This window comes from Pseudomonas sp. SDO55104_S430, from assembly GCF_054070595.1.
Genome location: NZ_JBSVXG010000035.1, coordinates 1 through 25,592 on the forward strand (window position 1 = coordinate 1; position 25,592 = coordinate 25,592).

Consider the following 25,592-nt stretch of genomic DNA (forward strand, 5'->3'; position numbering starts at 1 on the left):
AAAGAGGAAGGAAAAACAAAAACAAAGGACACAAAACCCCACCTCTCACAGAAAACCCCTCGCTCCTACAGGGGGCGGATGAAGGCCAACGACGCGGGCTGTCTGAATGTCTGCAGACAGCCCGGTGCCAGTCAGGTAGGTGCCGCTGCGGTGACCACTGGCCGTCCCGGTTTGCGCAGCGGGTCCAGGCGTGAGCCGCTGTAGCGGGTTTCGCGGAAGAAGCGCCAGCGGCCGAACAGGCCGTACACGTGAGTGACACGGCCTTGTTCGTGGTAACCCATGCGGATGTGCAACTTCAAGGCCGGGATGTTGTGAGTTTCGCAGACGTCCACCACCTTGTTGCAGCCCTGTGCGGCCATCGCCTCCCACAGGGCGACCTGCACGTCCACCGACAGACTGCTGCCGAAATAGGCGCGGGTCATCTCGCCACCAAACTCGAAGAACTCACCGGCCTTGACCGGGAACCAGCAACCGTAATAGTGGCGGTCGTGATAGTCGCGCGCGCTGCCCCAGATGAACGCTATCGCATGTCCCTCTTCATCCAGGTACATGTGACCGGTGTGACCTTCGGTCGCCAGCTCCGCCATGGTCTGTACCCGGTCGCCGAAGTGTTTGGCGAAGGCTGTAGCGTTCTGCGGGGTGATGGTCACCTGCCGCACGCCAGAGTAGGGCCGCAGCTTGTGCGGCGGCACCGGGGTCACCAGATCGCGCTCCATCCACAACAACTCCCAGTGGAAAAAAACATAGCGTTTCCACAAGGTGCCGAACGTGCGGCTCAGGCCTTTTTGTTTGATTCGTTCGCCGAGTTTGTCGATCAGGCTCATGGAGCCCTCCTTGGCCTGAATTGGCCGCGCGTGGGTGAAGGTATGTTGGGTATAGATCACGCTGGACGCCGCAGAAAGCGGGCACTTGTCTTAGTTTTGTATCAATGTGTGTAACATGCTTGACACACTTTTCCGGCGTCAAAAAGCCGCGCTTCGATCGCCTCGAAGCGCGCTTTTTTCTGATGGAAAACCCCGTGGAAAGGCTATTCCATGACGGTATCCGCGCGTTGTTCCACACCCCGACGGACCGCGTCATAAGCGACCCTGGGAACACCCGGCAATCGCTGCTCCAGCAGCGCGCTCAACGACTCCCCGGGCTCGAGATAGGCGTCGCCGAAATCGGCGCCAAGCTGATTGGGATGCGCGACGATTTCCAGCAGACCGTCGCTGGGCGGTGCGGCGTTGCGCAGATCCACCGGGGTACAGACATAGTCGGCAGTCGCCCCGGCCAGACTGCTCAGCCGATGATTGAGGAGCTCCTTGAACAGGCGCTTGGGCAGGCTGAGGTTTTGCCCAAGATTGCGCGCCAGCCTTACCGGAACGCTCTGACGAGCTGCGAAACGCGCAACGATCTCGCCGATGGGCCAGATGTTGTGCACGTGCTGATGCGAATCCAGATGGCTGGGGCGCAGTCCGTTGTCCAGACATCGTTGCCATTGCGCCTGAAGTTCCTGCTCGACCGCCAGACGATCCTGGTGACCGAGCCACAGCCGGGTTCGTGGCACGTTCAGATCGAACTCCCCGGCGCTGTTGCAGAAGGCCGGACGACTGAGGATGCGTCGGCTCAACGGCCGCCCGTAAGTCAGATTGAAATGCAGGCCGATGCGCCCTTCGAGCAACGGATGCCGCGCCAGTGCGCAGGCGGCCTCGAAGGCCGGCATGTTGGCCATCGCGGTAGCCGAACTGATGAGCCCGGCCTGGAAGGCTCCCAGGATCACCGCGTTTTCACAGGCACTCAGGCCGAAATCGTCAGCGTTGACTATGACTTGCCGTGGCATGTTCGCCCTCCATGAGTGTGTCGACGGCTGCTGTCGCCTTGGCCGTGATCGGCGCGACAGGAGCAGGAGCATTGACCGCTGCGGCGCGACGGGCCCGCCATTGTTGCAACAACGGTTTGCAAAGCTGCCAGAACCGCAGGGCAAGCCCCAGGGCCAGGCCGCTCGGGCGCCATGAATAAAAGCTCCAGCGCCAGTGTTCCATGTACCCGGTCATGCGCTCATGCAGTTGATGACTGGAATTTTCCAGGCTCACTCGCGATGCATCGACCCATTGCCAGTTGTCCTCCAGGCCCCAGCGAATCCACTCCTCGAGCAGCACCCGGCCACTGCCCAGATCGGCGTGCTGCGGCAGGAAGGCCAGGTTGTAGTCATACAGCCGACCCTGTTCCAGCAAGCCAAGACGGTAGCTGATGCAACGCCCTTCCAGTTCCAGCGTCACCACTCGCACCAGTCCCCGGGCGGCCAGCGCGGTGAAGGCATCGTCCATCCACTGGCGACGACGTGGGTCGGCAAAAATGCCCACGCCTTCGTCGCCTTTCCAGCTCAAGGCCTCGACTTCGGCGAGCATCGCCAGCAGCGGCCGCATGGTCAGGGCGTCGGGAGTGATGCGGCGTACCTGCGCGCCACAGGCGGCAATGCGCTTGCGGGCGCGGCGCAGCTTGTAGCGTGGATCGCCGGACACTTCCTGGTGATCGGCTTCGCTGATCAGGTGGACAGGCGCCCGACAACTCAAGCGCCGTTCGCCGGTGGAACTGCGACCGAGCCACTGACCCAGCCCGCCGACTTCCTCGAGCGGTGCGCACAGCTCGTTGAGTTGCAACAGCGCATGGGGCAGTCGACGGCGGATCTCGCCCAGCACCTGGCGCATGTGCGCGGCATCCAGGCGAGTCAGCAACGCCAGACGATCGGCCAGCGGGTACCCCAGATGATGCAGCACCCGAAAGGGCAATCCGCCGAAGCGCTCCACGCACGTCACCAGCGGCAGACACAACATCAACTCGTCACCCTGCCAGCCGAGCAGCACATGCAAGCGCTGATCTGCCGGCAGGGCCTGTTCCGACGCACACATCCATTCCAGCGCGTTGAACGGCGTGTGATCCTTCACCCGCAGCCGCAGAGCCTCATAAGCCTCTGCGGGGAAATCCGCGGCGCACAAAGAAGTACGCCATTGCAATCGCACTGTCATAGGGTCATACCACCTTAGCTTGCGCAGATGAGCGTTCCGGCTTGCGCAGGGTGTCCAGGCGTGAGCCGGTGTAGCGGGTTTCGCGATAAAAACGCCAGCGGCCGAACAGTTGATACACGTTGGTGATCCGCCCCTGTTCCTCGTATCCGGTGCGGATGTGCAGTTTCAAGGCCGGCACGTTATGCCACTCGCAAACATCCACAACCTTGTTGAAACCTTGCTCGAGCATGGCCTTCCACAGTTCTGTCTGCAGATCCATGGACAGCGACGTGCCCCAGTAACCGCGGCTCAACTCACCGCCGAATTCGAAAAACTCGCCGTCTTTCACCGGGAACCAGCAGCCGTAGTAATGCCGGTCGTGGTAGTCGCGACCGGCGCCCCAGATGAACGCCACCGCATCCCCGTTCTCGTCCAGATGCATCTGCCCGGTATGGCCTTCGCGGGCAAGCTCGGCCATGGTCTGAACGCGGTCACCGAAGTGGCGGGCGAATGCTTTGGCGTTGCCCGGCGTGATGCTGACGACCTGCAAGGGCGGATAGGATCTGAGCTTGTGCGCCGGCACCGGGGTCACCAGATCGCGCTCCATCCACAGTAGTTCCTGATGGGAAAAAATGTAGTGTTTCCAGACCTTTTTCAAAGTCGGACGCAGGCCATTGTGTTTAACGTGTTGGCTGAGTTTGTGCATTGCACCCATGATGTTGACTCCAGTCGGGTCGACCCGAAAGTGGCATGATCCGGTGCGCGCCGGAATGCCGGCACGACCAGGCTGCAGAGCGACAATCACGTGGCGTTCCATGTCAGGGCGAAAAGGGTTTGTCCCGGCAACTCGAAGCGCACGCGACCGTCTTTGCAGGTCGAGGGTGCGTCGCGGCTACGGTTGTCGGCGCCGAAGTATCGAAGCGATCCATTGGCCAGCGGGCAATGTACGCCGGCGATGTCGACTCGCTGCAGGCGTGATGCCTTGTTGACCCCCAGCAGACTGCGCTTGGAATCGTCGGCCATGGCCAGCACATCGACCTCGAACGCATCGTTCTCCAGGTACAGCACATCGTGCAGCCAATGTTGCTGGATGAATTGCTGGGCCAGGCCTACCGGTTTGAGTTCGAATCGATCGTCGCCCAGTACCCGCAGCATGCCCTTGGGGTACTCGGGCTCGTCGGCGGCCTGGAACCAGTTGAGCATCTGCAGCAAACCGTCCTGGGCCGAATTGATCGCCACCGAGGCCCACCAGAGCGAGGCGTAATGGGTCTCCTGATCGTAGGGGCTCAGACTCGATCCGCTGGACATGTTGGTCTGGTCCAGCAGCAGCGCCTTGCGTGGTCGACCGTTGGCGTCCAGCCCCACCAGCTCGGCGGCGCGCTTCACACTGTCGCGGTAGACCCGGGTCGCCAGCAAATCGCGAATCATCCATTCGTGCCACGCCAGTGCATCGATGCTGTCGCCCGACTCGGCCAGCAGGCGTCGGGCCCAGTCAATCCCGCGCTTGTCGGCGGCGTTGTCGGCGAGCGGGCCGTTGACCAGTCGCGAACTGGCAGGCATGGCGATCCGCACACCGGCCTTGGCGTTGTCGGGATTGGCGCGGACCTGGCGGGCCATGCTGGTGAAAATACGCTGGTAGCTCTGGTAGTCCGGATAGTTGAGGTTGGGCTCGTCGGCGAAACCGATGTAATGGGTGCCTTTGCCACCCAGGGCGCGGGTCGCGGCGAGCCAGGCGTCGAGGCCGGCATTGCTGGTGGTGTCGGCGCGCAGGTCGGCCTGGCGTTTGCTGCCGGCCAGCAGAGTGATGTCCTGAGTGATGCCGAAGCGTTGTTGATACAGCTGGCGAAAACCGTTTTCGTAGTCGGGCTGCCGGGCGGTGATGTCGACGAAGCTGTAGTAAGACCCCGCCCGCGGTTTCAGCGCATCGAGCGCGGCATGGCTGGCGGGCGGCGGCATCACGTAGGGCAGGGCGATGCCCAGATTCGGCGTGGTCCCCACCACCTTGTCGTGCACCGTCAGGCGAACCTGGCCCTGGTCTTCGCGCAACGGTTTGAGCTGCTGCGCATTCTGCGCGAACAGATTGGCCGTGCCGTCGAGCCAGAACGCCGCCTTGCCGCTGCCTTGCAGGCGCAGGCGCCAAACCTGATCGGTATTGGAAACCGGCAAGGCAACCTGATCGAACTGCCAGTAGGCACGGTACGGCTTGAGCGCCAGCGACAGCTGTTTGCCGTCTTCGACGCGCCGCGCCTGCAAGGCGCCGACACCGCCGTGGAACTTGCCGGCCAGAACGGCGTGTTCACCCGCCGCGACCTTGAAAAACAACTCGTCGCCGTCGCGGGTCTCGCTGCTGAAGTGCACTTTGGCCGGGGCGAACAACGCCACCGTGAGCTCGTCATGTTCGATCTTGTAGCGGCGGAAACTGTAGCCGGGAATCTCCAGGCGATAACTGGCGGCACCCGGTGCCAGCGGCCAGCTTTGCGTGCCGCGGGTTTCACTGGCGGCGATCCGGCGCTCGCCCGCCAGCCGGCCCTGGCCGTCAAGCAGGTACAGATGCTCTTCGTTCGCATCGGCTTGCCAGGCCGGCGCCCAGCGCACGGTCACGTTATCCGGAGAATCGGCTTGCAGGTACAGACTGCCGTCGCGGATGTCGGCCCAACGCATCGACCCCGCCCAGGCATCCAGCGACAGGCCCATGCTCACCGCCAGTGCGAAGTACTTCATGCCGACTTCCGTTGCAGGATGTGCAGCATCGGCGTCAGATCGCTGGGCAGGATGATCAGGGTTTGCCAGACCGGCACCCGGCTGAGGCGGCAATACAACACCAGCATCGCCAGCGTGACCGCCAGATAGGCGATGGACGAGGCGGCCGCGGCACCGACGATGCCGTACGCGGGAATCAACAACAGGTTCAGCGCCAGGTTAAGCAGCGCGCCGCAACCCATCATCAACGAAATCGAACCGGGTCGGTCCTTGCCCAGCAGGTCCAGGCGCAGAATGCTCGCGTAGCACAATCCCAACAGCCCGGGCAGTAACGCGAGCAGCGCCGGATAGGCCGGCTGATAGGCCGCGCCGAACAGGGTGACGATCAGCCACTCGCCGATCACCGCCATGGTCAGGCAGGCGCCGAGCATGACCGTGGCCGTCAGCCGCAGGGCCAGCGGCGTGACCTTCTCGATCCCTTCTTCCTGTTGCAACAGCCGTTTCATCAACGGTGTGGTCACCGCTTCCGGAACGATCAGCAGCAGCTCGGCGGCGGCGCTGGCCATCGCGTAGTGACCCAGTGCGGTACTGCCGAGCAGAGCGCCGATGAACAGGTAATCGGAGCGCAGAATCACTTGCTGGAACAACAGGTCCGGATGGCTGCGGGCGCTGTAGCGCAGCAGTTCGTTCTGGCTGGCGCGATCCCATTGCAGGGTGAGCGGCTGGTCGCGCTTGAGCCACAGCCAGCCGACCAGCACCACCAGGCTGATGCCGGCCAGCCAACTGACCAGTGCCGCTTCCAGCGCGGCGCTTTTCCACATCCAGAACAGCGCCAGGAACAGCAGCAGCGGCGCCAGCGATTCGATCAGCCGCAAGGCGTTGAACGCCACCACGCCCCCCGACGCATTGTGCAAGGTCAGCAGACCACTCTTGAGCACGGTCAGCGGCACCGCCAGCAACAACAGCCAGGCGAGCAGACCGAGTTGCACGGTGATGTCCAGTTCGCTGCCGAACTCGCGGGTCAGCGCCACCACCAGCAAGGTCAGCAAGCCGGCCAGCAGGCAGCCGAACACCAGCACCTGACTGAGCAGAAGACCCATTGAACGTTGCTTGGCCGCGTGATAGCCCACCGCCGAATTCAAGCCGCCGCTGGTGGCCGCGCTGATCAGGTCCGGCAGGGTGCTGAGCAAAGCGAACAATCCGCGCTCGCTGGGTCCGAGAATCCTGGCCAGCAACACATTGCGCAGCAAGCGCAGGGCAATCATTGCCAGCTTGGTGCCCATGCTCAGGGCCAGATGCTTGAGGTAGCGATTTCGGCTCATGGGCGTGCCCCGCGAAAGATGCGCCAGGACAACAGCTCGGGATTTCGCGCGGTGCGCTGACTGACGCCGAAGCGTGGCAAGGCCAGCGGGTCCTGGTCGCCGCGGTAGATCCCGGTTCCGGTGCCCAGGGCAAACCCGAACTGATGCGCCGCCACTGCCTGCCGCACCCGGGCATCGTGGTCGCCGTTGGGATAGCAGTACACGGGCAGCGGCCGGTTGCAGCCGTTCATCAGGGCCTGGCGGCTGCGTGTCAGTTCTTCATCCAGACGTTGATCGTCCAGACCGGTGAGGATCGCATGACTGGCGCCGTGGGGACCGAAACGCACCAGCCCCGAAGCCTCCAGCGAGCGCACCTGATGCCAGTCCATGGCCTGGGGCAAGGATTGCTGTGGGCAGGCATCGGTCAAGCGATCGAGATCCAGTGGCGAGAGGCTTTTGAGCTGTTGCAGAAAGTGCAGCAGCGCCAGGCTGCGGCGGTGCTCGTCGCTGTGTTCACACGCTTCGGGCAAAGGCTGATCCATGCGCCGCAGGCAGTCGATCAAGCGTTGACGCGCCGGTTCGCCATGGCTGTTCCACAGGGTTTCGCCAATGCTTTCCCACCAGAAGCGCTGGCGGCTGCCGATGAAGTCCGTCGACAGAAAGATGCTCGCCGGCACCTGGTATTTGCGCAGTAGCGCGAAGGCATTGTCCGCGTTGTCGCGCCAACCGTCGTCGAAGGTCAGGGTCACTTTCGGCCGGTGCGAGCGCAGGCTCCCCGGTTGCAGAATGTCCATCAGCGGCACGCAATCGAAATGCTTTTTCAGCCAGACCAGCAAATGCTCGAAAGCCTTGGGCCCCACGCACAGTTCATTGCGATGGGGCAGTTCGGCGGCGTTGTCGTCGGCCAGCACCCGGTGCAACATCAGGATCACGCCGGCGCCGTCCAGTTGCTGGCGTCCGACTGGAGAATGGAGGTACAGCCAGCCGCTGGTTCGCTTGAAAAGTTGTTTGATCGCCATGGCATCTGATCTCATCGATTCTGTTCGGGATTCCATTGCGCATAGCGCTGGCCACGCAGGAACTGCCACAGGCCGATGCTCATGCCGACAAGCGTCACCAGCAGGAATGCGGCCAGGCGAAAGGGTTTGGGCAGACGGTGCTGCGCATCCAGCAGGCCGGCGATGGCCACCGTGTAACCGAACAACTGCGCGACCAGGCTCAGGCGGTAAAAGCCATGCTCATCCCACAGCCAGAGATTGCTCAGCAGCAACGGCAGCAGGAGGACCGGGGCCAGACGCCGTATCAACTTGTGGCTGATCAACGCAATCGCGTACAGGCCGTGGCGCAGCGGATTGAGCAATTCGCGGCGCTGCGCCAGGCTTTGCAAGCCACCGACGGTGACCCGCTGGCGACGCCGAAACTGTTTGTCGGCTTCATCCACGCCGGTGTCGGTGACCCGCGCTTGGGGCACGTAGATGATCCGCTTGCCGGCAACCGGCGCGCAGGTGCTGATGAAAAAGTCGTCGTTGACCTCGGCCGGCACGTTCTGGAACAGCTCCCGGCGCAGCGCAAGCAACGCGCCGTCGGCCGAGACCATGCAGCCGGTGCGATTTTCCACCTTGCGCACCCAGCCTTCGTAGTGCCGATACAGGCTGTCGCCGATGCTCAGCCCCTTGCCCGTCACCGGGATCAGCATGTGCCCGGCGCAGGCGCCGACCCGGGGATCGACCAGGGGCGCGAGCAAATGGCCCAGGGTGTCGGTGGCCCATTGATTGTCGGCGTCGGTGAACACCAGAATCTCGCCAGTGCTCAGGGCGGCGCCGGCATTGAGCGTGGCGGCCTTGCCCTGGCGTGGCAGGTCGAGCACGGTGATCCGTTGGTCGACCACCTTGCGCGCGCAGGCCACGGTGTCGTCGGTGGAACCGTCGCTGGCCAGGATGATTTGCAGCGAGCGCGCTTGATAATCCTGGGCCAGCACGGTGCGCAATTTCTCTTCGATGTGCCGCGCCTCGTTGTGTGCGGCAATCACGATGCTCACGTCCATCGGCGGCGCCGGCGCATGACGCCGCGACGGGAAAAACGGCGCCAGCATTGTCAGCAGCAGCGGATAACCGAGCCAGGCGTAGACCGGTAATAACAGGCACGACCAGAAAATGAATTCAGCCACGGGCAGGCCTCCTGGCATTCCATTGACACAGACTGAGAATCAAACCGGCGCCTGCCAGGTGCAGGCGCACCCAGTGCAGCCCCCACAGTTGCAGGGTCAGCAGCGGGTCGCGGTGCCTGAAACTCTGGCGCAGGCTTAGCGCCAGGGCAGGCAGGACAGTGAGCATCAGCATGATCGCGGCATGGTGTGGATAGCCGCCGAGCAGGGCGGAAATGGCCATGAAATCGATGATCCACGCCGCGATGGACAGCAGCGGAAAGCGCAGCAGGCGCAGGCTCGGACCCTGGGCCTGGAGCAACTGCAAAAGACTGCCCTGACGCCAGAGTTCCTTGCCCATCCATTCGCGCCAGCTGGCTTCGTAACCCCAGTGCAGCGCGACGCTTTGATTGACCGCGAGCAGACAGGCTCCGCTGGCGGCCATGCGCAGAGTGAGTTCCTTGTCTTCGCCGGTACGCAGGTTTTCGTTGAAGCCTTCGGCCCGGTCGAACCAGCAGCGACGCATCAACAGATTGGCACTGGGCAACCACTGCACCTCCTGGGCACGTTGCGCGCCGGGGCGCAGGGTGCGGCGTTGCCACGCGCCGGCGTACCAGGGCGCTTGGGCCGGTGTGTGCAGATCCAGGCCCATGACATCGCCCCGGCCTTCCGACTCCATGCGCAGCAACAGCGTCAGCCAGTTTTCCGGCAGCTCGATATCGGCGTCGATGAAGGCCAGCCATTCGCCGTGGGCGACGGCCGCGCCGCGATTGCGCAAGGCACCGATGAGCAGGCCCGGCAACACCAGCACCTGCGCCCCGAACTGCCGGGCAATCTGTGGTCCTTCGTCGCTGGAGCCGTTGTCGGCCACGATCAGCTGGCATTCCAGGCCCGCAAAGTTGGCGGCGCGTTGCGCAGCCATCAAGGTGCGGGCGATATGCCCGGCTTCGTTGTACATCGGAATCACGATACTGACGCAGCTCATGAATGCTTCTCCGTCACTGGATTTTCTTCGGCCTTCAGGCGCAGCACCCAGGTCATGGCGAGCATGATCCAGAGGTATTTCTGATTGGGCGCGCTGAGGAACATCAGGAACAACGTCAACGAGAGGAAACTCATGCCCAGGTGAGTCATCAGGTCGGCCTGTCGCCAGTCATGGCGCTGCATCCAGGTCCGTCGGGCGCGCATCAGGTTGTACAGCCCCAAAGCCAGCATGCCGACGAACAGCAAACCGGCGGGAACCCCCAGTTCACTGAAGATTTCCAGGTAGGTGTTGTGGGCACGGCGATACAGGTCACCGATCTTGCGATTGGCGGAAAATGCCTTGGCATAACCGGTGGTGGCGTAGTGCAGCGGGAAGGTGCCGGGACCTGTGCCCAACAATGGGTTTTCACTGATCATCTGGCTGCCGACCACAATGTAGGACGCGCGCCGGCCGAGGGATTCGTCCTGGGCCTTGGCCCCCGAACTCAGAATGCTCAAGGACTGGATGCGCGCCACGTAACCGGCCGGCATCGCGTAGATCGCCAGCGGAATCACGATGGTCAGGCCCAGCATGGCGAAGCCCAGATGACGTGGACGGATGCGTGACAGGTGCGCGCGATAGTGCCACAGGCCGATCATCAGGCTGAGGAACAACACCACCAGTCCGGAACGGGATTCGGTCTTGGTCATGCCCCCCAGCAGCAAGATGAAGCAGCCGAGCCAGAACAGCCGATGCAGCGGGTTCGGGCCACGGATCACCAGCAGCAGGGCCAGCGGCACGGCGAAGGCGATCAGCATGGCAAAAGCGTTGGGGTCTTCCAGCAGGCCGGCGGCGCGACCCTGATCCTGGTAGCGGGCGGAAAACATCGCCAGCGCGCAGGTGAGGGTGACGCTGAGGGTCACCAGTCTGGCGAACAGGTCCATGTTCATCTCACGCCCGATCAGCAGCGTGATCACAAACAGGATCAAGCCCACGCTCAACTCACGCAGATGACCCAGGGACATGCCCATGTCGTCGGTGTTGAGCAGGCTCAACAGATACAAGGCCATGAAGGCGATCAGATAACGCCACAGGTTGCTGCGCAGGCGCTCGGCCGGAATCTGCCGCAACACCAGTTGCATCATCAAAATCAGCGCCAGCGAGGCACCGATCAGTTTGGTGCCGGACAACGCGCTGTCCTTGAAAAAGCCTTCCAGGGGAATCAGTGCCGCGATGCCCAGCAGGCCCCAGGACGGCTTGCGGTAGAGGGTCGCGACACCGATCAGGCCCAACACCGCTCCCGGCGCCAGGAATGGATAAGGGGTGATCAGCAGTGCAAGGCACACCAGCCCCACCAGACTGACGATCGAGAGCGGGAAAATCATGCGCGTGTCTCCCGTGCAGTGCGGATGTACAGCTGCGACCAGCGTTCAGCCAGGGCCTTGAGGTCATAGCGATCCATTTGCGTGCGTCTGGCGTTGTAGCTCAGCTCGCGGCCCAGCGCCGGGTCACTCAGCAGGGCGTCGATCTGTCGGGCGAGCGCGGGGACGTCGGCAGGCGTCGCCAGCAAACCGTTGTGCCCGTCCTGCAGCACATCGGGAATCCCGCCGACGCCGAACGCCACCACCGGCACCCCGGCCTGCATGGCCTCCAGCAGAATCATCGGTGTGCCTTCGGTGCGCGAACTGATCACCAGCGCGTCGAGTTGCCGCCACCAGAGGCGCATGTCGTTCTGGTAACCGGGCAGGCTGATGCGTGACGCCAGACCGGCCTCCTCGATTTGCCCCAGCAGACGGTCACGCTCGGGCCCATCGCCCAGCATCACCGCGTCCAGCTGCGAGTGGCGCCAGCACAACGGGACCAGCGCATCGAGAAACAGATCCGGGCCTTTCTCGCTGCTCAGGCGCCCGACGTAACCGACCAGCCGGCGCTTGCGGTCGATGGCCGGCGACGGCGCATCGAGAGCGGCCGGCAGGCCGTTGGGGATCACTTGCAGCTTCTCGGCATCCACGCTGGCCTGGCGACACAGCGTGGCGATGCTCTCGGCCACGCACACCACACGGCTGACCGAGGCGGTGCGGCACAGTTGCAGGCTCAGCCAGGTGTAGAACTTCTGCTTGCGACTGCGTGGCGTGAATCCGTGCTGGGTGATCACCAGCGGCAGGCGCAACAGGGTTGCGCCGATCCAGCCGAACAGCAGGCCCTTGAAGTTGTGCGTGTTGATCAATGGCCGCTCCGCCCGGCGCTGGCGCAAGTGCGCCAGCAAGGCTCCCAGTCCCGTGCAGCCGCGACAGTCCACGCCGGCCTCGCGAAACCGCGCGAGCAACTCGTAGGGTGCATCGAGAAACAGCACCTGGTGTTGGCCGGGGGTCGCAAGGCAATGGTCGAGCAACATCCGCTCGGCGCCGTAGAAGCCGCCGCTGCTGAGCAAATGAATGATCGGCAGCGGTGGGGTGAAGGGCGCGTTCAATTGCGCACCCAATGGACCAGCCCCGGCACGCTCCAGCTCTTGTTCGCACTGGTGGGCTCGACGTTCTGTTCGTTGATCACCAGCAGCACCGGCAGGCCCAGCTCATGGCTGATTTGCGCAGGGTGCTTGAAGCGGTGGTCGAAGAACTCACGCACGTACACCAGGGCAATCGCCAGCAGCAGACCGGTGAACAATCCGAACGGAATGATCAGCATCGGCTTGGGAAACGCCGCTTCGGTCGGCTCGAACGGCGGGCTCAGGACCCGGGCGTTGGACAGGTCGTTGTCCAGCGAACGGGCGGTGCTGCTTTCGGCGAAACGCTGGGCGTAGGTGGAGAATGCCGCGTGCAGGGCGTCGATTTCAGTGTCCACCTGGCGCAACTTGCTCTGGGTTTCCTGCAACAGGTGAATACGGTTCTTGTACTCGGCGATGCGCGCGGTCTTCTGCTCGATCACCGAGCTGACGATTGCCAGGTCGTTGGTGCGCTCCTGAATGCGATTGCTGACCACCTTGAGGAATTGCTGGCGGGTGCGGGCGATCTGCTCGCGGGTCAACAGCATCGGTTCACTGCCGGGCTGGAAAATTGCCAGGTCGTTCATGTAGCGGCTGACCTGGCTGGTCAGCGCCTCGCCCATCTGTTTGATCTCGCGATCTTCGAAGGCGACGTTGTCCACGGTGGTGGTGAAGGTGTAGGGGAAGGTGTAGTCGTTGAGTTTGGAATCCTTGGCGGCGGCCAGGCTGGTTTTCAGGTAGTCGAGCCAGCGCTGGCTTTGCAGCAGGCGATCGCGGTACAGGTTGAGCGCCTGTTCCTCGGTGTTGATTGCGTTCAGGCGAAAGGTGATTTCTTCCTTGGGATCAGACGCGCCCACCGCTTCGAGCAAGGACTGGCGGTTGCCTTCCAGGCCGTTGAGGCGCACCTGGTACTGGGTCTTCTTGGATTCATAGAAGCTTTGCGGCAGATCGATCGATTGCAGCGCCTGGCGACTGACCAGATAGTTTTGCAGCAGCGCCGCGACGAACTTCGTGCCCTGTGCCGGATCCGGGAAGCTGTAGATGATCGAGATCACGTTGGAGCCGGGCAGGGTTTCGATCTTCAGGCTATCGATCGCTTGTTGGGTCAAACCGTCCAGAGCGGTGTCGCGCACCGGATCGGTTTCCATGCCCAACGCCGACTTCAGCGGATTGATCATGTGCTCGCGCAACGGCGTGACCACATGATTTTTCAGAGGTTGCGCCACCAGTTTGTCGAACATGCCCGGTGGCGGACTGTACTCACCGGCATCGCGCAGTTCGCTGATGGTCTGCCGGATCAGGGCGGGCGAGCGCAGGATATTGCTCTCGGTTTCCATGTCCGCCAGAGAAGGGGGAATGAAGGTGGCGTTCTCCTGATTGAGCGACGTGGTGGCGTCTCCCTGGGAAAGCTTTTTCGACTGCACGATCACCTGCGCGGTGATATCGAAGCTCTGCTTGAGCAACAGCGGCAGCACCAGGGCAATCACTGCAAAGACCAGGAACACACGCTTCACCAATTGCTTGTTGGCGAAGAAGATCCTGAAGAACTCGTGCAGGTAGTTTTCCTTTGGATTCATGTCAGATCACCTGAGAGTCAGTTGTTGTCGCTGTCTTTGTTGTCGACGCGGTAGCCGAAGCTGAACCCGACGCCCTGGAACAGCACCACGTCGGCCAGTTGCCGGGCCAGTTCGCCGGCGCTGGCCAGCTTGGTTTTCGGCACGTAGAGCATGTCTTCCGGTTGCAGGTAGGCGATCTGCGAGGCATCGCCCGCCAGGGCTTTTTCCACGTCGTAGTGACGGGCTTCGACCTGGTTGCCGTTGCGACGCATGATCACCACCGAATCCAGGCGCGCCTTGACGTTGGAGCCGCGGGCCAGGGTCAGTGCCTCGAGCACCGAGACCGGGCGGCGGATCGGGTAGGAGCCCGGCTGACCGACTTCGCCGAGCACGTAGATCTCGTTGCCGGCGGTGGACTTGAGCAGCACATCGACGGTCATGCGTCCCGGCAGTTGCGCGTACTTCTTATTGAGGAACGCTTCGAGCTGATTGACCGTCATGCCCTGCAGCGGCACCGAACCGATTTCCGGGAAGCTGGCGTAGCCGTCGGTGCCGACGGTGATCTCGCGGCTCATGCCGGTGGCGGGGTGGTTCAGCGCGCTTTTCAGATTCTGCTCGTTGGTCAGCGGGCTGATGATCTGCACGGTCAGCTGGTTGCGGTTGGGCTGGAATAGCGCCTTGCGGTTATAGGCCCGCTGGATTTCCTGGCGAGCTTCGTCGCTTGTCAGCCCGGCGATTTTCACCGACGTGTTGGCTCCCGGCAGTTCGATGCTGCCGTCGGGCAGTACCAGCTGATTGCCGTTGAGCTGGCTGGCGGCGGTGAAGTTAAGGCCGACCTGGTCACCGGACTGAATGCGGTAGGCATCCGAGCCGCTGGTGCTGATGTGGAAGATCACGTCCAGCACGTCCTGCGGGCGCAGCGTCTGTTCGACCTTGGGCATGTCGGTGGCCTGGGCGTTGGCCGGCGCGGCGGTCAGAATCTGCACCGGCATGCTGCGGGTATCTGAAGTGCTGGTGCAGCCCGCAAGCGGCAGCAACAGCAGGACAAGCATCTTGGCGTTCATAAGCGTCATCCTTTCTGGCGGTTGCTTACAGGTTTTTGTACAGCCACTTGGGCATGTAGTACTTGCGCCGGTTGAACACGCTGCCGACCAGCGTCGCGCCGGCCTGGGTCAGACGCTGTGCCGCGGCCTGGGCAACTTCCCAGCGGGTGTCTTCGCAACGCACGACCATGATCACGCCGTCAACCTGGGTGCTGATGACCAGGGTGTCGGCAGCCGAATAGACCGCATCGCCGTCTATCACCACGAAGCGATAGCGGCTGCCCAGGTCGTCGAGCAGATGGCTCAGTCGTTCCGGTGTCAGATGCTCGTTACTGCGTGGAAAGCGGCCTGCCGGCAATACGTGGAAGGGCAGACTGGACACGTCCACCACACAGTCCTGCAGCAAGGGCGGGTTCTGGGTGTTGAACAGCAGATCGTGCAGACCGCGCTCCTTGGTCAGCCCCAACTGCTGCGAAAGGTTGCCGGCTGACTGGCTGGCGTCCACCAGCAGCACCTTGCCGCTGCTCATCTGGGCCAGTTGACCGGCCATGGCCATGGCACTGGTGGTCGTGCCCGCGCCGGGGTTGGCGGCGGTCAGCAGCAGGATGCGCAGATCCTGGTCGAGCACCGTGGATGTCAGGTTGGATTCGCTTGGGTTGGCGATGTCGAGACTCTTTGCAGTTGAACCGTCCATTAGCTTGCTCCGTGGCCGCTGAATACTTTGAAGGGGGTTTTCAACAGGATCTTCAGATCAAGCAGCAGGCTCTGCTCGGCGATGTAGCTGAGGTCCAACTCAACGCGCTGGTCGAAGTCGATATTGCTGCGCCCGGATATCTGCCACAGACCGGTCATGCCGGGGTAGATGCTCAGACGCGCCAGATGGTTGTCCTTGTAGCGACAGGCATTGAACGAGGTGGGCCTGGGGCCGACCAGGCGCATGTCGCCGGTGACCACATTGATCAGGTTCGGCAGCTCGTCGAGGCTGGTGCGGCGCAGGAAGCCGCCGATACCGGTAATGCGCGGGTCGTTGTCGATCTTGAAATCGATGGCGTCGGCGCCGTGCTTGTTGAGGTAGCGCAGAGATTCCTTGAGCTCCTCGGCGTTGGTCACCATGGTGCGGAACTTGAACATGCCGAACACGCGGCCGCGGTAACCGGTGCGTTTCTGTACGAACAGCACCGGTCCCGCACTGGTGCGTTTGATCGCCAACGCCAGGCCGATCAGCAAGGGGGAAGCCAGCAGCAGGATCACCAGCGCACCCAGGCAGGAGAGCACACGATTGGTCCGCGACAAAGTCCATGGCCGCGCGCCGTCGCGGCCGGTCACCCAGCCTCGGCCCTGCATGTGGATCGCCGCGTCAAGGCGCATTCGTTGCTCCGGATCCAGGCGCTTGTCTCTGCGCAGTTGTTGCAGCGGTATGCCTTTTTCGAGTCCAGTCATGGTGTCCTCCACACGCTTGCGCCACGAGCGCCTTGGGCGTTGGGCAATGGGTAGTAGTCGCGGAACCAGGCAACGAAACGTCCCAGTCCCTCATCCAGCCCGATCCGTGGCTGGAAACCGGTGGCGCGCGCCAGGTCGCCGGCATCTGCGCAGGTGTCGAGCACATCTCCCGGCTGTAGCGCCAGCAACTCGACCAGGGCGGTTTGCCCCAGGTGTTTTTCCAGCAGCGAGAGGTAAGTCTTGAGCTCCACCGGCTGCTGACCGCCGATGTTGAAGATCCGCCAGGGCGCCATGCTGCTGGCCGGGTCCGGTTGTTCCCGGTTCCATTCGGGGTTGGCTTGCGGCGCCTGATCGATCAGGCGCGCAATGCTTTCGATGATGTCGTCGATGTAGGTGAAATCGCGGCGGTGTGCGCCGTGGTTGAACAGCTTCACCGGTGTGCCTTCGGTGATCGCCCGGGCGAACTGGATCGGCGACATGTCGGGCCGTCCCCACGGGCCGTACACCGTGAAAAACCGCAGGCCAGTGCAGGGAATGCCGAACAGCTGGCTGTAGCTGTGCGCCATCAGTTCGTTGGCTTTCTTGGTCGCCGCGTATAACGACAGCGGATGATCGACACCGTCACTGACCGAGTACGGCGTACGCTGGTTGGCGCCGTACACCGAGCTGGACGAGGCATAGATCAGGTGCCTGACCGGATGCCGGCGGCAGCTTTCGAGCACGTTCAGGAAGCCGTTGAGATTGCTGTCCAGATAGGCCCGGGGATTGTCCAGGGAATAACGCACCCCGGCCTGCGCCGCGAGGTTGATCACCACCTCGGGCCGTTCGCGGGCAAACAGGGTTTCGATGGCTTGAGCATCGGCCAGGTCAATCGGTGAGAGCTGGAAAGGACCGACCTGTCCGCACACCCAGCGCACGCGGTCGTGCTTGAGTTGCGGATCGTAGTAGTCGTTGAAATTGTCCAGCCCGATCACCTCGTGCCCGTCGCGCAGCAGACGCAATGCGCAGTGGGCACCGATGAACCCGGCGGCGCCGGTCACCAGGATTTTCATGGGCGCAGCACCTGAGGCAGGATGTGGCGCAGGCCGATGCCGCTGTAGTTCAGGCCCGCTGCCGCAACATGTTCCGGGTTGTAGAGATTGCGTCCGTCGATGATCACCCGCGAGCGCAGCTTGGTCGCCAGATGGTCGAAATCGACCACGCGGAAATTTTTCCATTCAGTGCAGATCACCAGCGCGTCGGCGTCTTCCAGGGTGTCGTCGCGGGTGGCGCACAGGTGCAGGTCATTGCGATAACCGTAGAGGCGCCGGCATTCGGCCATGGCTTCAGGGTCATACGCTTGCACGCTGGCGCCTTCGGCCCACAACGCATCCATCAGGTAACGGCTGGGCGCTTCGCGCATGTCATCGGTATTGGGTTTGAACGCCAGCCCCCAGATCGCGATGGATTTGCCGGCCAGCCCCTCTGGAAATTGCGCCTTGAGTTTGCTGAACAGGATGTGGCGCTGACTGTCGTTGACGTCGGTGACGCTGCGCAGCAGGCGCAACGGCATGCCGTTGTGTTCAGCGGTGTGCAGCAGGGCGCGCAGGTCCTTGGGAAAGCACGAACCGCCGAAGCCGCAACCGGGGTAGATGAAGTGGTAACCGATGCGCGGGTCCGAGCCGATGCCTTTGCGCACCGCTTCGATGTCGGCACCGAGCAGTTCGGTGAGGTTGGCCAGTTCGTTCATGAAGCTGATGCGCGTGGCGAGCATCGCATTGGCGGCGTACTTGGTCAGTTCGGCGCTGCGGTTGTCCATGAACATAAGCTTTTCGCGGTTGCGGCAGAAGGGCGCGTACAGCTCGCTCATCTGCTCGCACGCGGTGTCGTCGCTGGTGCCGATGATGATCCGGTCCGGGCGCATGCAGTCGGCCAGGGCGCTGCCTTCCTTGAGAAACTCCGGGTTCGACACCACGCGCACCTGCAGCGAATCCTTTTCGCGGCGGTGCAGTTCCTGGCGGGCGGTGGTCGCCACCTGATCCGCCGTGCCGACCGGAACCGTGGACTTGATGATCAGGGTGCGGTCGGCCTCCATGAAGCTTGCGATCTGCCGGGTCACTTCCAGCACGTGGCTGAGGTCGGCGGATCCGTCCTCATCGGCCGGAGTGCCGACTGCGATGAAAATCAGATCGCCGTGTTCGACGGCGTCACTGGCCTGAGTGGAGAACAGCAATCGCCCGGCCTTGATGTTTTCTTCCAGCGTGCTGGACAGCCCCGGTTCACTGATCGGTGGTACGGCCGATTGCAGTTGCCGGATCTTGTTTGGATCGATGTCGACACACAGGACGCGATGTCCCACATCGGCCAGCGCCGCTGCCTGTATCAGGCCAACGTAGCCCGTACCAAATACGCTCACGTCCATATCGGCCGCCTCGTAAGTCGGTTGAAAGAGATCAAAAATGGGGAAGACAAAAGGGGTATAGCGCAGCTGTGGAAAAGCATTACAGCCACATGACATGTAAAACGGGTAATACATCCCCCAGCTTTGGGGCCAATTGCCATCAAACGCTTGTCCCTGCTGGGTTTGCCTCGAAAAGCTGCGTCAAAAAAAAATTTCAATAAAACGATGGACGGTCGAAAGTGTTGAATTTAAAGGTTTGTAACAACTTTAGTGTGTCAGAAATGAATCAAACGGTTTTTTGACGCTTACGTTCCTTTCATCGGATTCTTTGCTCTCGGCTGGCACAGTGCTAGTTTCAAAAAATGGCCGGCAAGTTTCTGTCGTCCCCGTCATTGGGTGGTCGAGCGAATGATCAGGTATCTCAAAGAGATTTTAATAGCTGTCAGTTTTGCCACTCATTATGACTATTACTTTAGTCGTATCAGTGCGCTGGGCGTTGGTTTCCCGTTGATGCTGTTTGGCGGCATGTTTGTCGTTTTGACCGTGGCACTGTTGATGGCGGCCTATGTACGCCAGACACTGATCCGCCATTGCCTGGCGCTGGTGATCTTTGCCTCGGCAGTGTTTTTCGACGTGTATTCACGGGTGACGGCCGACTACCTGACCTACAGCAGTTTCGTCTCGCTGGTTTATTCGGGCGGGTTCATCGAAGAGGCGCTGTATCAGTACCGCGATGCGATCATCAGCGGTGTACTCACCAGCCTGCCGTTACTCGTGGGCATCGCTCTCAAGCCACGCCGACGTGCACCGGTGCCGGGGGCATGGCTGGTGGCGGCACCGTTGATGGCCACCCTTTTGCTCAGCGCGGTGTTGTTCGTGCGTGCGGGAGAGGGCGCGCGCGGATTGCCGTTCATGTACACGCCACTGGCCTACCTGAACCTGTTCGCCTATGAGGCCCTGCACAATACCGTTGGCCCGCGCGAACCGGTCACGCTGGCGCGCACCGGGCAACCGGTCAGCCATGACATCGTGCTGGTGATCGACGAGAGTGTTTCGGGCAACTACCTGGATATCAACACTCCCTACGGCGTGCACAGCAACCTCAAGGAGCCGCGTCCTGGCGTGGATATTTTCAACTTCGGCTACGCCGCCTCGATCGCCAACTGCAGCGTCGACACCAACGTGACCCTGCGCTACGGCGGTACCCGCGCCGACTATGTGCGCATCAACAGCACCCTGCCTTCGATCTGGCAGTACGCGAAAAAAGCCGGGATGCATACGGTCTACATCGATGCGCAACGCACCGGCGGCCACTTGCAGAACCTGATGAGCGAAACCGAGAAAAAGGACATCGACCAATTCGTCCAGTTCGACCAGACCAGCGTGCGCGAACGCGACATGGCGGTAGCGGCGAAAATGATCGAATTGCTCAACGACGATCAGCCGCAGCTGGTGATCGTCAATAAGGTGGGTGCACACTTCCCGGTGCACGATAAATACCCTGACGGATTCATGGCTTATCGTCCGACCTTGCCCAGGGGGCAGTTCGTCGAAGTCGCGGACTCGGGGGAGCGCGACGGCTTCAATGGCCAGCCCGACGACTGGGTGCTGTACCGCAACGCCTACAAGAACACGCTGCTGTGGAATGTCGGCGAATTCTTTTCCCGGGTGTTCGCCCAGGCGAATCTGAACAATGCTTTGCTGATCTACACCTCCGACCACGGACAGGATCTGCATGAGCGCGGCAATCCGGGGCTGAACACCCATTGCGGCGGCGCGCCGGTAGCCGAAGAGGGACTGGTGCCGCTGGTGGTGATTCAGGGCAGCGGCCTGAAAACCCTGGACTGGCAGGCACACTTGGCCGACAACAAGGACCGCTCCAGCCACTACAACATCTTCCCGACCTTGCTGCAGTTGATGGGCTACGACCTGGCTGCGGTGCAGGCGCAGTACGGCAAGCCACTGAGCGAGCCGACGGCGGATGAGTTCACCTTCAACTACCGATTCAATGCGCGGTTGGGCGCGAGTCCGGAATGGAAGCACATCGATTTGCAGAACATTGTGGTGCCGGAGAAGGCGCCGACGAGTGTGGCGGTGGGGCAGTGATTTTTCGCTGAATCCAACGTTCAATCGCGAGCAGGCTCACTCCCATAAATGATCGATTGTGGTGAGTGCAAAGTCCTGCTCGCAAAGGTCGGTATTAGGCGGCGTCATCGCCCTCCGCTATCCTAGGCTCACTCCCGTCAGCGAGCCTTCCCCATGCTTGAAGTGCAGGGCGTCTTCAAAAGCTACGCCACTCCGCAGGGCCCTTTGCCGGTGCTGCAAGGTGTCGACTTGCGTCTCAAACCCGGCAGCAGCCTGGCGTTGATGGGCGAGTCGGGCAGTGGCAAGAGCACCTTGCTGCACCTGATTGCCGGGCTGGACAAGGTCGATCGCGGCAGCATCCGCAGCGGCGAACATCGGCTGGAGCAGATGAGCGAAGGGCAACTGGCGAACTGGCGGCGCACGGAAATCGGTCTGGTTTTCCAGCAGTTCAACCTGATCGGCAGTTTGCGGGTGGAGGACAATCTCGCGTTTCAGGCGCGTCTGGCAGGGCGCCATGATCCGCGCTGGCAGGCGCATCTGGTGCAGCGCCTGGGTTTGGCCGATGTGCTCAAGCGCTATCCGGAACAACTCTCCGGCGGCCAGCAACAACGGGTCGCCCTGGGCCGAGCCCTGGCCTCGCAACCGAAACTGCTGCTGGCCGACGAACCCACCGGCAGCCTCGATGAAGCCACCAGTGCCGAAGTGCTCAAGCTGCTGCTGGAACTGCTCGACGACAGCCCCACCACCTTATTGATGGTCACCCACAGCCCCAGCGTCGCCGCGCGGCTGGCGGAAAAAGTGGTGTTGCATGGCGGTCGTCTGGCCGGTGTGGACGGGCGCTGAGATGCCCATCTTCCGCGAGACCCTGCGAGCGCTGCTCAGCCACTGGCGCCAGCACCCGGTGCAGTTTTTCAGCGTGCTCACCGGATTGTGGCTGGCCACCAGCCTGCTGATCGGCGTGCAGGCGCTCAACAGTCAGGCGCGCGAAAGCTACGCCAGGGCCAGCCAGTTGATCGGCGGCGAACCCCAGGCCAGCCTCAGCGCTCTTGCCGGCGCGACCTTTCCTCAGCAATGGTTCATCGACCTGCGCCGCGCCGGTTGGCCGGTGTCGCCGGTGTTGCAGGGGCGGGTGACGCTCAAGGGTCATGAGGATCAGCGTCTGCAACTGATGGGCATCGAGCCGGTGTCGTTGCCGGCGGGCGGCGTGGTGGCCGGGCAGAGCATGGCCATCGATCAGGTGGTCGAGTTCTTCACCCCGCCGGGCAGCACCTGGATTTCTCCGCAGACCTTGCAGGCGCTGGGACTGAAGGAAGGCGATCGCCCGCAGGCGCTGAACGGCCAGGCGCTGCCCCCCTTGAAAGCGCAAACGGACATGGCCCCTGGGCTGTTGCTGGTGGACATCGGCTTCGCCCAGCAGATCCTCGAACTGCCGGACCAGCTTTCGCGCCTGCTGCTGCCCAAGGATTTCACCGCACCATTGCCTGACCCGTTGAAAGGCCAGCTGCAATTCAAAAGCAGTGGCGAAGAAAACAATCTCGCGCGCCTGACCGAAAGCTTCCACCTGAACCTCGATGCGCTGGGTTTTTTGTCGTTCGTGGTCGGGCTGTTCATCGTCCACGCTGCCATCGGCCTCGCACTGGAACAGCGTCGCGGCCTGCTGCGGACCCTGCGCGCCTGCGGAGTCAGTGCGCGAATGCTGATCGGCTGTCTGGCGGTGGAACTGGCGGCGCTCGCGCTGATCGGTGGCGTGGCCGGGGTGGTCAGCGGTTACCTGCTGGCCAGCGTGCTATTGCCGGATGTCGCCGCCAGCCTGCGTGGCCTGTACGGCGCCGAAGTGGCGGGGCAGTTGACCCTGAGCCCACTGTGGTGGCTCGGCGGTGTCGGCCTGGGGCTGCTCGGCGCCTTGCTCGCCGGGGCCAACAGTTTGTGGCGGGCGGCGCGCTTGCCACTTTTGGCATTGGCCGATCCGCAAGCCTGGCATCAGGCCCACGCACGCTGGTTGCGGCGCCAGGCGTGGGTAGCGACGCTGGCCCTGGCAATCGCGTTGCTGGCGTTGTTGCGCGGTGACAGCCTGGCCAGCGGTTTCGTGTTGATGGCCGCGCTGTTGCTGGGCGCCGCTTTGGCGTTGCCGGTGGTCCTCAATGCCGTGCTCGACGGCATGTTGGGGCACAGCCGTTCGGTGCTCGGTCAGTGGTTCATCGCCGATTGCCGCCAACAATTGCCGGCCCTGAGCCTGGCCCTGATGGCGCTGCTGCTGGCCCTGGCGGCGAACATCGGTGCCGGCAGCATGACCGCCGGTTTCCGCGAGACCTTCAACAACTGGCTCGAACAACGGCTGACCGCCGAGCTCTACCTCAACCCGCAAAACCCGACCCAGGCCCTGGAACTGCACAGCTGGCTAAAGCAGCAGCCGCAACCCACGGCGGTGCTGCCCAACTGGCAGGTGGCGGTCCAGGTGCAGGGCTGGCCGACGGACATCTTCGGCGTCATCGATCACCCGACCTATCGCCAGCACTGGCCGCTGCTCGAAGCCTTGGGCGACGCGGCATGGGAGCGCCTGGCCGCTGACGACGCGATGATGCTCAGCGAACAACTGGCCCGGCGCCTCAAAGTGCAACTGGGCGATCATCTGACGATCGACACGCCCAACGGCCCGTGGTCGCCGCGCATCGTCGGGATCTACGCCGATTACGGCAATCCCAAGGGTCACATTCTGGTCAACGTCAGGCACTTGCTGCGCGGCTGGCCGCAGCTGGCGCCCAATCGTTTCAATCTGCGCATCGAGCCGGCGTTGATCGCGCCTTTTGTCACGACGTTGCAAGCGCGTTTCGCCCTGGAAGACAGTCGTATCGTCGATCAGGCCCGGCTCAAGGGTTGGTCCACCCAAGTGTTCGAGCGCACCTTCGCCGCCACCGCCGCCCTCAACAGCCTGACGCTCTGCGTGGCCGGAGTGGCGCTGTTCATCAGCCTGCTGACGCAAAGCCAGAGTCGTCTCGGGCAACTGGCGCCGCTGTGGGCGCTGGGGGTGACGCGCCGGCAACTGATGCTGCTCAACCTCGGCCAGACCTGGTTGCTGGCGCTGCTGACCTTGGTGCTGGCGTTGCCATTGGGCATCGCTCTGGCCTGGTGCCTGGACGCGGTGATCAACGTCCAGGCCTTCGGCTGGCGCCTGCCGTTGCGGCTGTTTCCGCTGCAACTGCTGCAGTTGATGGGGCTGGCGGTGGTGGCGACCTTGCTGGCTTCGGCGTGGCCGCTGTACGCCTTGTATCGCACGCAGCCGGCGGATCTGTTGAGGACGTTTGCCCGTGAGGATTAAGTGCGCGCTGTGGCTGCTGGCCTTGTTGATCAGCGGCTGCGATCAACCGGCGCCCGAGGAAAAAGGCTTCGCCGGGCTGGGCAATCAGGCGGCGGCATTCACTCCCGTGGTGCCCGGTCGAGTGTTCAGCTTCCCGGCGGATCACGGCCCCCATGACGGCTTTCGCATCGAATGGTGGTATGTCACCGCCAATCTCAAGGACGAGCAGGGCAACGAATTTGGCGTGCAGTGGACGCTGTTTCGCAGCGCCCTGAAAGCCACGCCCGAGGTGGCGGGCTGGGAGAACCAGACCCTTTGGCTCGGGCACGCGGCGGTGACTTCGGCGACGGTCCACCATGCCGCCGAACGTTATGCCCGTGGTGGCGTGGGCCAGGCCGGGGTGAGCCTGACGCCGTTCAATGCGTGGATCGACGATTGGCGCTTCGCCAGTCAGTCGAGCGACGCCGACCCTTTGGCGGAGCTGCAATTGAGCGCCCGGGACAAGGATTTCGGTTATCAACTGCGGCTGACGGCGGATCGTCCACTGGTGCTGCAAGGGGAGCAGGGCTTCAGCCAGAAATCCGAGCAGGGTCAGGCGTCTTATTACTACAGCCAGCCGTTTTTTCAGGCCAGCGGCAGCCTGGAGATCGACGGCAAGGTTCATCAGGTCAAGGGTCCTGCATGGCTTGATCGCGAATGGAGCAGCCAGCCGCTGACCGCCAATCAGACCGGTTGGGACTGGTTTTCCCTGCATCTGGACAGCGGGGAACAGGTGATGCTCTATCGCATGCGGCACAAGGACGGCGCGCCTTACCTGACCGGCACCTGGATAGACGCCCAGGGCGGGACGCAGATGCTGCACAGTGCCGACATCCAGCTCATCCCACAGGACACCGCCCGCGTCGCCGGCCGCTCGATGCCGGTACGTTGGGCCATCCGGATTCCGGGCAAACACCTCGACATCGTCATCGACGCCCTCAACCCCAACGCCTGGATGGATCTGCGCATCCCCTACTGGGAAGGCCCCGTACGCCTGAGCGGCAGCCACGGCGGGCAGGGTTACCTGGAAATGACCGGCTATTGAATCACCACCGTCACTGTAGGAGCGAGCATGCTCGCGATGGAGGCCAACGATAACGCGGGAAACCTGACACCCCGCGGTGCCCATGCGTTCTTCGCGAGCAAGCTTGCTCCTACAGGGTTTGGTTAGTCGACG

21 protein-coding genes are annotated in these 25,592 nt (G+C 62.7%); 4 read left to right on the top strand and 17 right to left on the bottom strand.

The genetic code is table 11. The features are described 5' to 3' along the window. Window positions 1-131: 131 nt before the first annotated feature. From ACW9JE_RS09155 to ACW9JE_RS09235, 17 genes are all read right to left on the bottom strand, one after another. On the bottom strand, window positions 132-824 hold the full coding sequence (locus ACW9JE_RS09155) for a GNAT family N-acetyltransferase (protein ID WP_224535076.1): 693 nt from the start codon (window positions 822-824) through the stop codon (window positions 132-134). A 203-nt stretch (window positions 825-1,027) separates the two neighbouring features. Beyond that, complete coding sequence (locus tag ACW9JE_RS09160) at window positions 1,028-1,822, bottom strand: ChbG/HpnK family deacetylase (protein ID WP_457432562.1); 795 nt, start codon at window positions 1,820-1,822, stop codon at window positions 1,028-1,030. Then, a complete protein-coding gene (locus ACW9JE_RS09165; protein WP_457432563.1) occupies window positions 1,794-3,008 on the bottom strand; it encodes a GNAT family N-acetyltransferase in 1,215 nt (404 codons plus the stop codon). The genes ACW9JE_RS09160 and ACW9JE_RS09165 overlap by 29 nt, the downstream gene beginning before the upstream one ends. Before the next feature lie 4 nt (window positions 3,009-3,012). Further along, window positions 3,013-3,702 (bottom strand): N-acetyltransferase, encoded by a 690-nt coding sequence (locus ACW9JE_RS09170; RefSeq protein ID WP_457432577.1) that lies wholly within the window; start codon window positions 3,700-3,702, stop codon window positions 3,013-3,015. A gap of 86 nt (window positions 3,703-3,788) precedes the next feature. Next, window positions 3,789-5,708 carry a hypothetical protein gene (locus ACW9JE_RS09175; RefSeq protein WP_457432564.1) on the bottom strand — a complete coding sequence of 640 codons (1,920 nt, stop codon included), beginning with the start codon at window positions 5,706-5,708 and terminating at the stop codon, window positions 3,789-3,791. Beyond that, complete coding sequence (locus ACW9JE_RS09180) at window positions 5,705-7,009, bottom strand: lipopolysaccharide biosynthesis protein (RefSeq protein ID WP_457432565.1); 1,305 nt, start codon at window positions 7,007-7,009, stop codon at window positions 5,705-5,707. The genes ACW9JE_RS09175 and ACW9JE_RS09180 overlap by 4 nt, the downstream gene beginning before the upstream one ends. Beyond that, window positions 7,006-8,007, bottom strand: a complete 1,002-nt coding sequence (locus ACW9JE_RS09185; RefSeq protein ID WP_457432566.1) for a polysaccharide deacetylase family protein — start codon at window positions 8,005-8,007, stop codon at window positions 7,006-7,008. Before ACW9JE_RS09185 ends, ACW9JE_RS09180 begins: the two co-directional genes overlap by 4 nt. An 11-nt stretch (window positions 8,008-8,018) precedes the next feature. Further along, complete coding sequence (locus ACW9JE_RS09190; RefSeq protein WP_224535061.1) at window positions 8,019-9,155, bottom strand: glycosyltransferase family 2 protein; 1,137 nt, start codon at window positions 9,153-9,155, stop codon at window positions 8,019-8,021. Next, complete coding sequence (locus ACW9JE_RS09195; protein ID WP_224535059.1) at window positions 9,148-10,116, bottom strand: glycosyltransferase; 969 nt, start codon at window positions 10,114-10,116, stop codon at window positions 9,148-9,150. Before ACW9JE_RS09195 ends, ACW9JE_RS09190 begins: the two co-directional genes overlap by 8 nt. Continuing rightward, the gene (locus ACW9JE_RS09200; RefSeq protein WP_224535057.1) at window positions 10,113-11,480 is read right to left on the bottom strand and encodes an O-antigen ligase family protein; all 1,368 of its coding nucleotides are present in this window, start codon (window positions 11,478-11,480) and stop codon (window positions 10,113-10,115) included. The genes ACW9JE_RS09195 and ACW9JE_RS09200 overlap by 4 nt, the downstream gene beginning before the upstream one ends. Then, window positions 11,477-12,565 carry a glycosyltransferase family 4 protein gene (locus ACW9JE_RS09205; RefSeq protein WP_457432567.1) on the bottom strand — a complete coding sequence of 363 codons (1,089 nt, stop codon included), beginning with the start codon at window positions 12,563-12,565 and terminating at the stop codon, window positions 11,477-11,479. Before ACW9JE_RS09205 ends, ACW9JE_RS09200 begins: the two co-directional genes overlap by 4 nt. After that, complete coding sequence (locus ACW9JE_RS09210) at window positions 12,562-14,154, bottom strand: GumC family protein (protein ID WP_224535053.1); 1,593 nt, start codon at window positions 14,152-14,154, stop codon at window positions 12,562-12,564. Before ACW9JE_RS09210 ends, ACW9JE_RS09205 begins: the two co-directional genes overlap by 4 nt. A 17-nt stretch (window positions 14,155-14,171) precedes the next feature. Then, window positions 14,172-15,197, bottom strand: a complete 1,026-nt coding sequence (locus ACW9JE_RS09215; RefSeq protein WP_224535051.1) for a polysaccharide biosynthesis/export family protein — start codon at window positions 15,195-15,197, stop codon at window positions 14,172-14,174. Between the two features lie 25 nt (window positions 15,198-15,222). Then, window positions 15,223-15,870, bottom strand: coding sequence for a CpsD/CapB family tyrosine-protein kinase (locus tag ACW9JE_RS09220; protein ID WP_224535050.1), 648 nt, complete (start codon window positions 15,868-15,870; stop codon window positions 15,223-15,225). Continuing rightward, the gene (locus ACW9JE_RS09225) at window positions 15,870-16,616 is read right to left on the bottom strand and encodes a sugar transferase (RefSeq protein ID WP_224535048.1); all 747 of its coding nucleotides are present in this window, start codon (window positions 16,614-16,616) and stop codon (window positions 15,870-15,872) included. The genes ACW9JE_RS09220 and ACW9JE_RS09225 overlap by 1 nt, the downstream gene beginning before the upstream one ends. Further along, a complete protein-coding gene (locus tag ACW9JE_RS09230) occupies window positions 16,613-17,668 on the bottom strand; it encodes an NAD-dependent epimerase (protein WP_457432568.1) in 1,056 nt (351 codons plus the stop codon). Before ACW9JE_RS09230 ends, ACW9JE_RS09225 begins: the two co-directional genes overlap by 4 nt. Continuing rightward, window positions 17,665-19,017 (bottom strand): UDP-glucose dehydrogenase family protein, encoded by a 1,353-nt coding sequence (locus ACW9JE_RS09235; protein WP_224535045.1) that lies wholly within the window; start codon window positions 19,015-19,017, stop codon window positions 17,665-17,667. Before ACW9JE_RS09235 ends, ACW9JE_RS09230 begins: the two co-directional genes overlap by 4 nt. A 387-nt stretch (window positions 19,018-19,404) precedes the next feature. On the opposite strand from ACW9JE_RS09235, the gene ACW9JE_RS09240 reads away from it, so the two are divergent. The 4 genes from ACW9JE_RS09240 (at window position 19,405) to ACW9JE_RS09255 (ending at window position 25,460) form a co-directional block, all read left to right on the top strand. After that, window positions 19,405-21,102 carry a sulfatase-like hydrolase/transferase gene (locus ACW9JE_RS09240; protein ID WP_457432569.1) on the top strand — a complete coding sequence of 566 codons (1,698 nt, stop codon included), beginning with the start codon at window positions 19,405-19,407 and terminating at the stop codon, window positions 21,100-21,102. Window positions 21,103-21,255: 153 nt separating this feature from the next. Continuing rightward, window positions 21,256-21,924, top strand: a complete 669-nt coding sequence (locus ACW9JE_RS09245; RefSeq protein WP_224535041.1) for an ABC transporter ATP-binding protein — start codon at window positions 21,256-21,258, stop codon at window positions 21,922-21,924. A gap of 1 nt (window position 21,925) precedes the next feature. Further along, window positions 21,926-24,397: an ABC transporter permease gene (locus ACW9JE_RS09250; protein ID WP_224535098.1), complete on the top strand. Its 2,472-nt coding sequence runs from the start codon at window positions 21,926-21,928 to the stop codon at window positions 24,395-24,397. Beyond that, window positions 24,387-25,460, top strand: a complete 1,074-nt coding sequence (locus ACW9JE_RS09255; RefSeq protein WP_457432570.1) for a lipocalin-like domain-containing protein — start codon at window positions 24,387-24,389, stop codon at window positions 25,458-25,460. The genes ACW9JE_RS09250 and ACW9JE_RS09255 overlap by 11 nt, the downstream gene beginning before the upstream one ends. Window positions 25,461-25,592 lie beyond the last annotated feature (132 nt).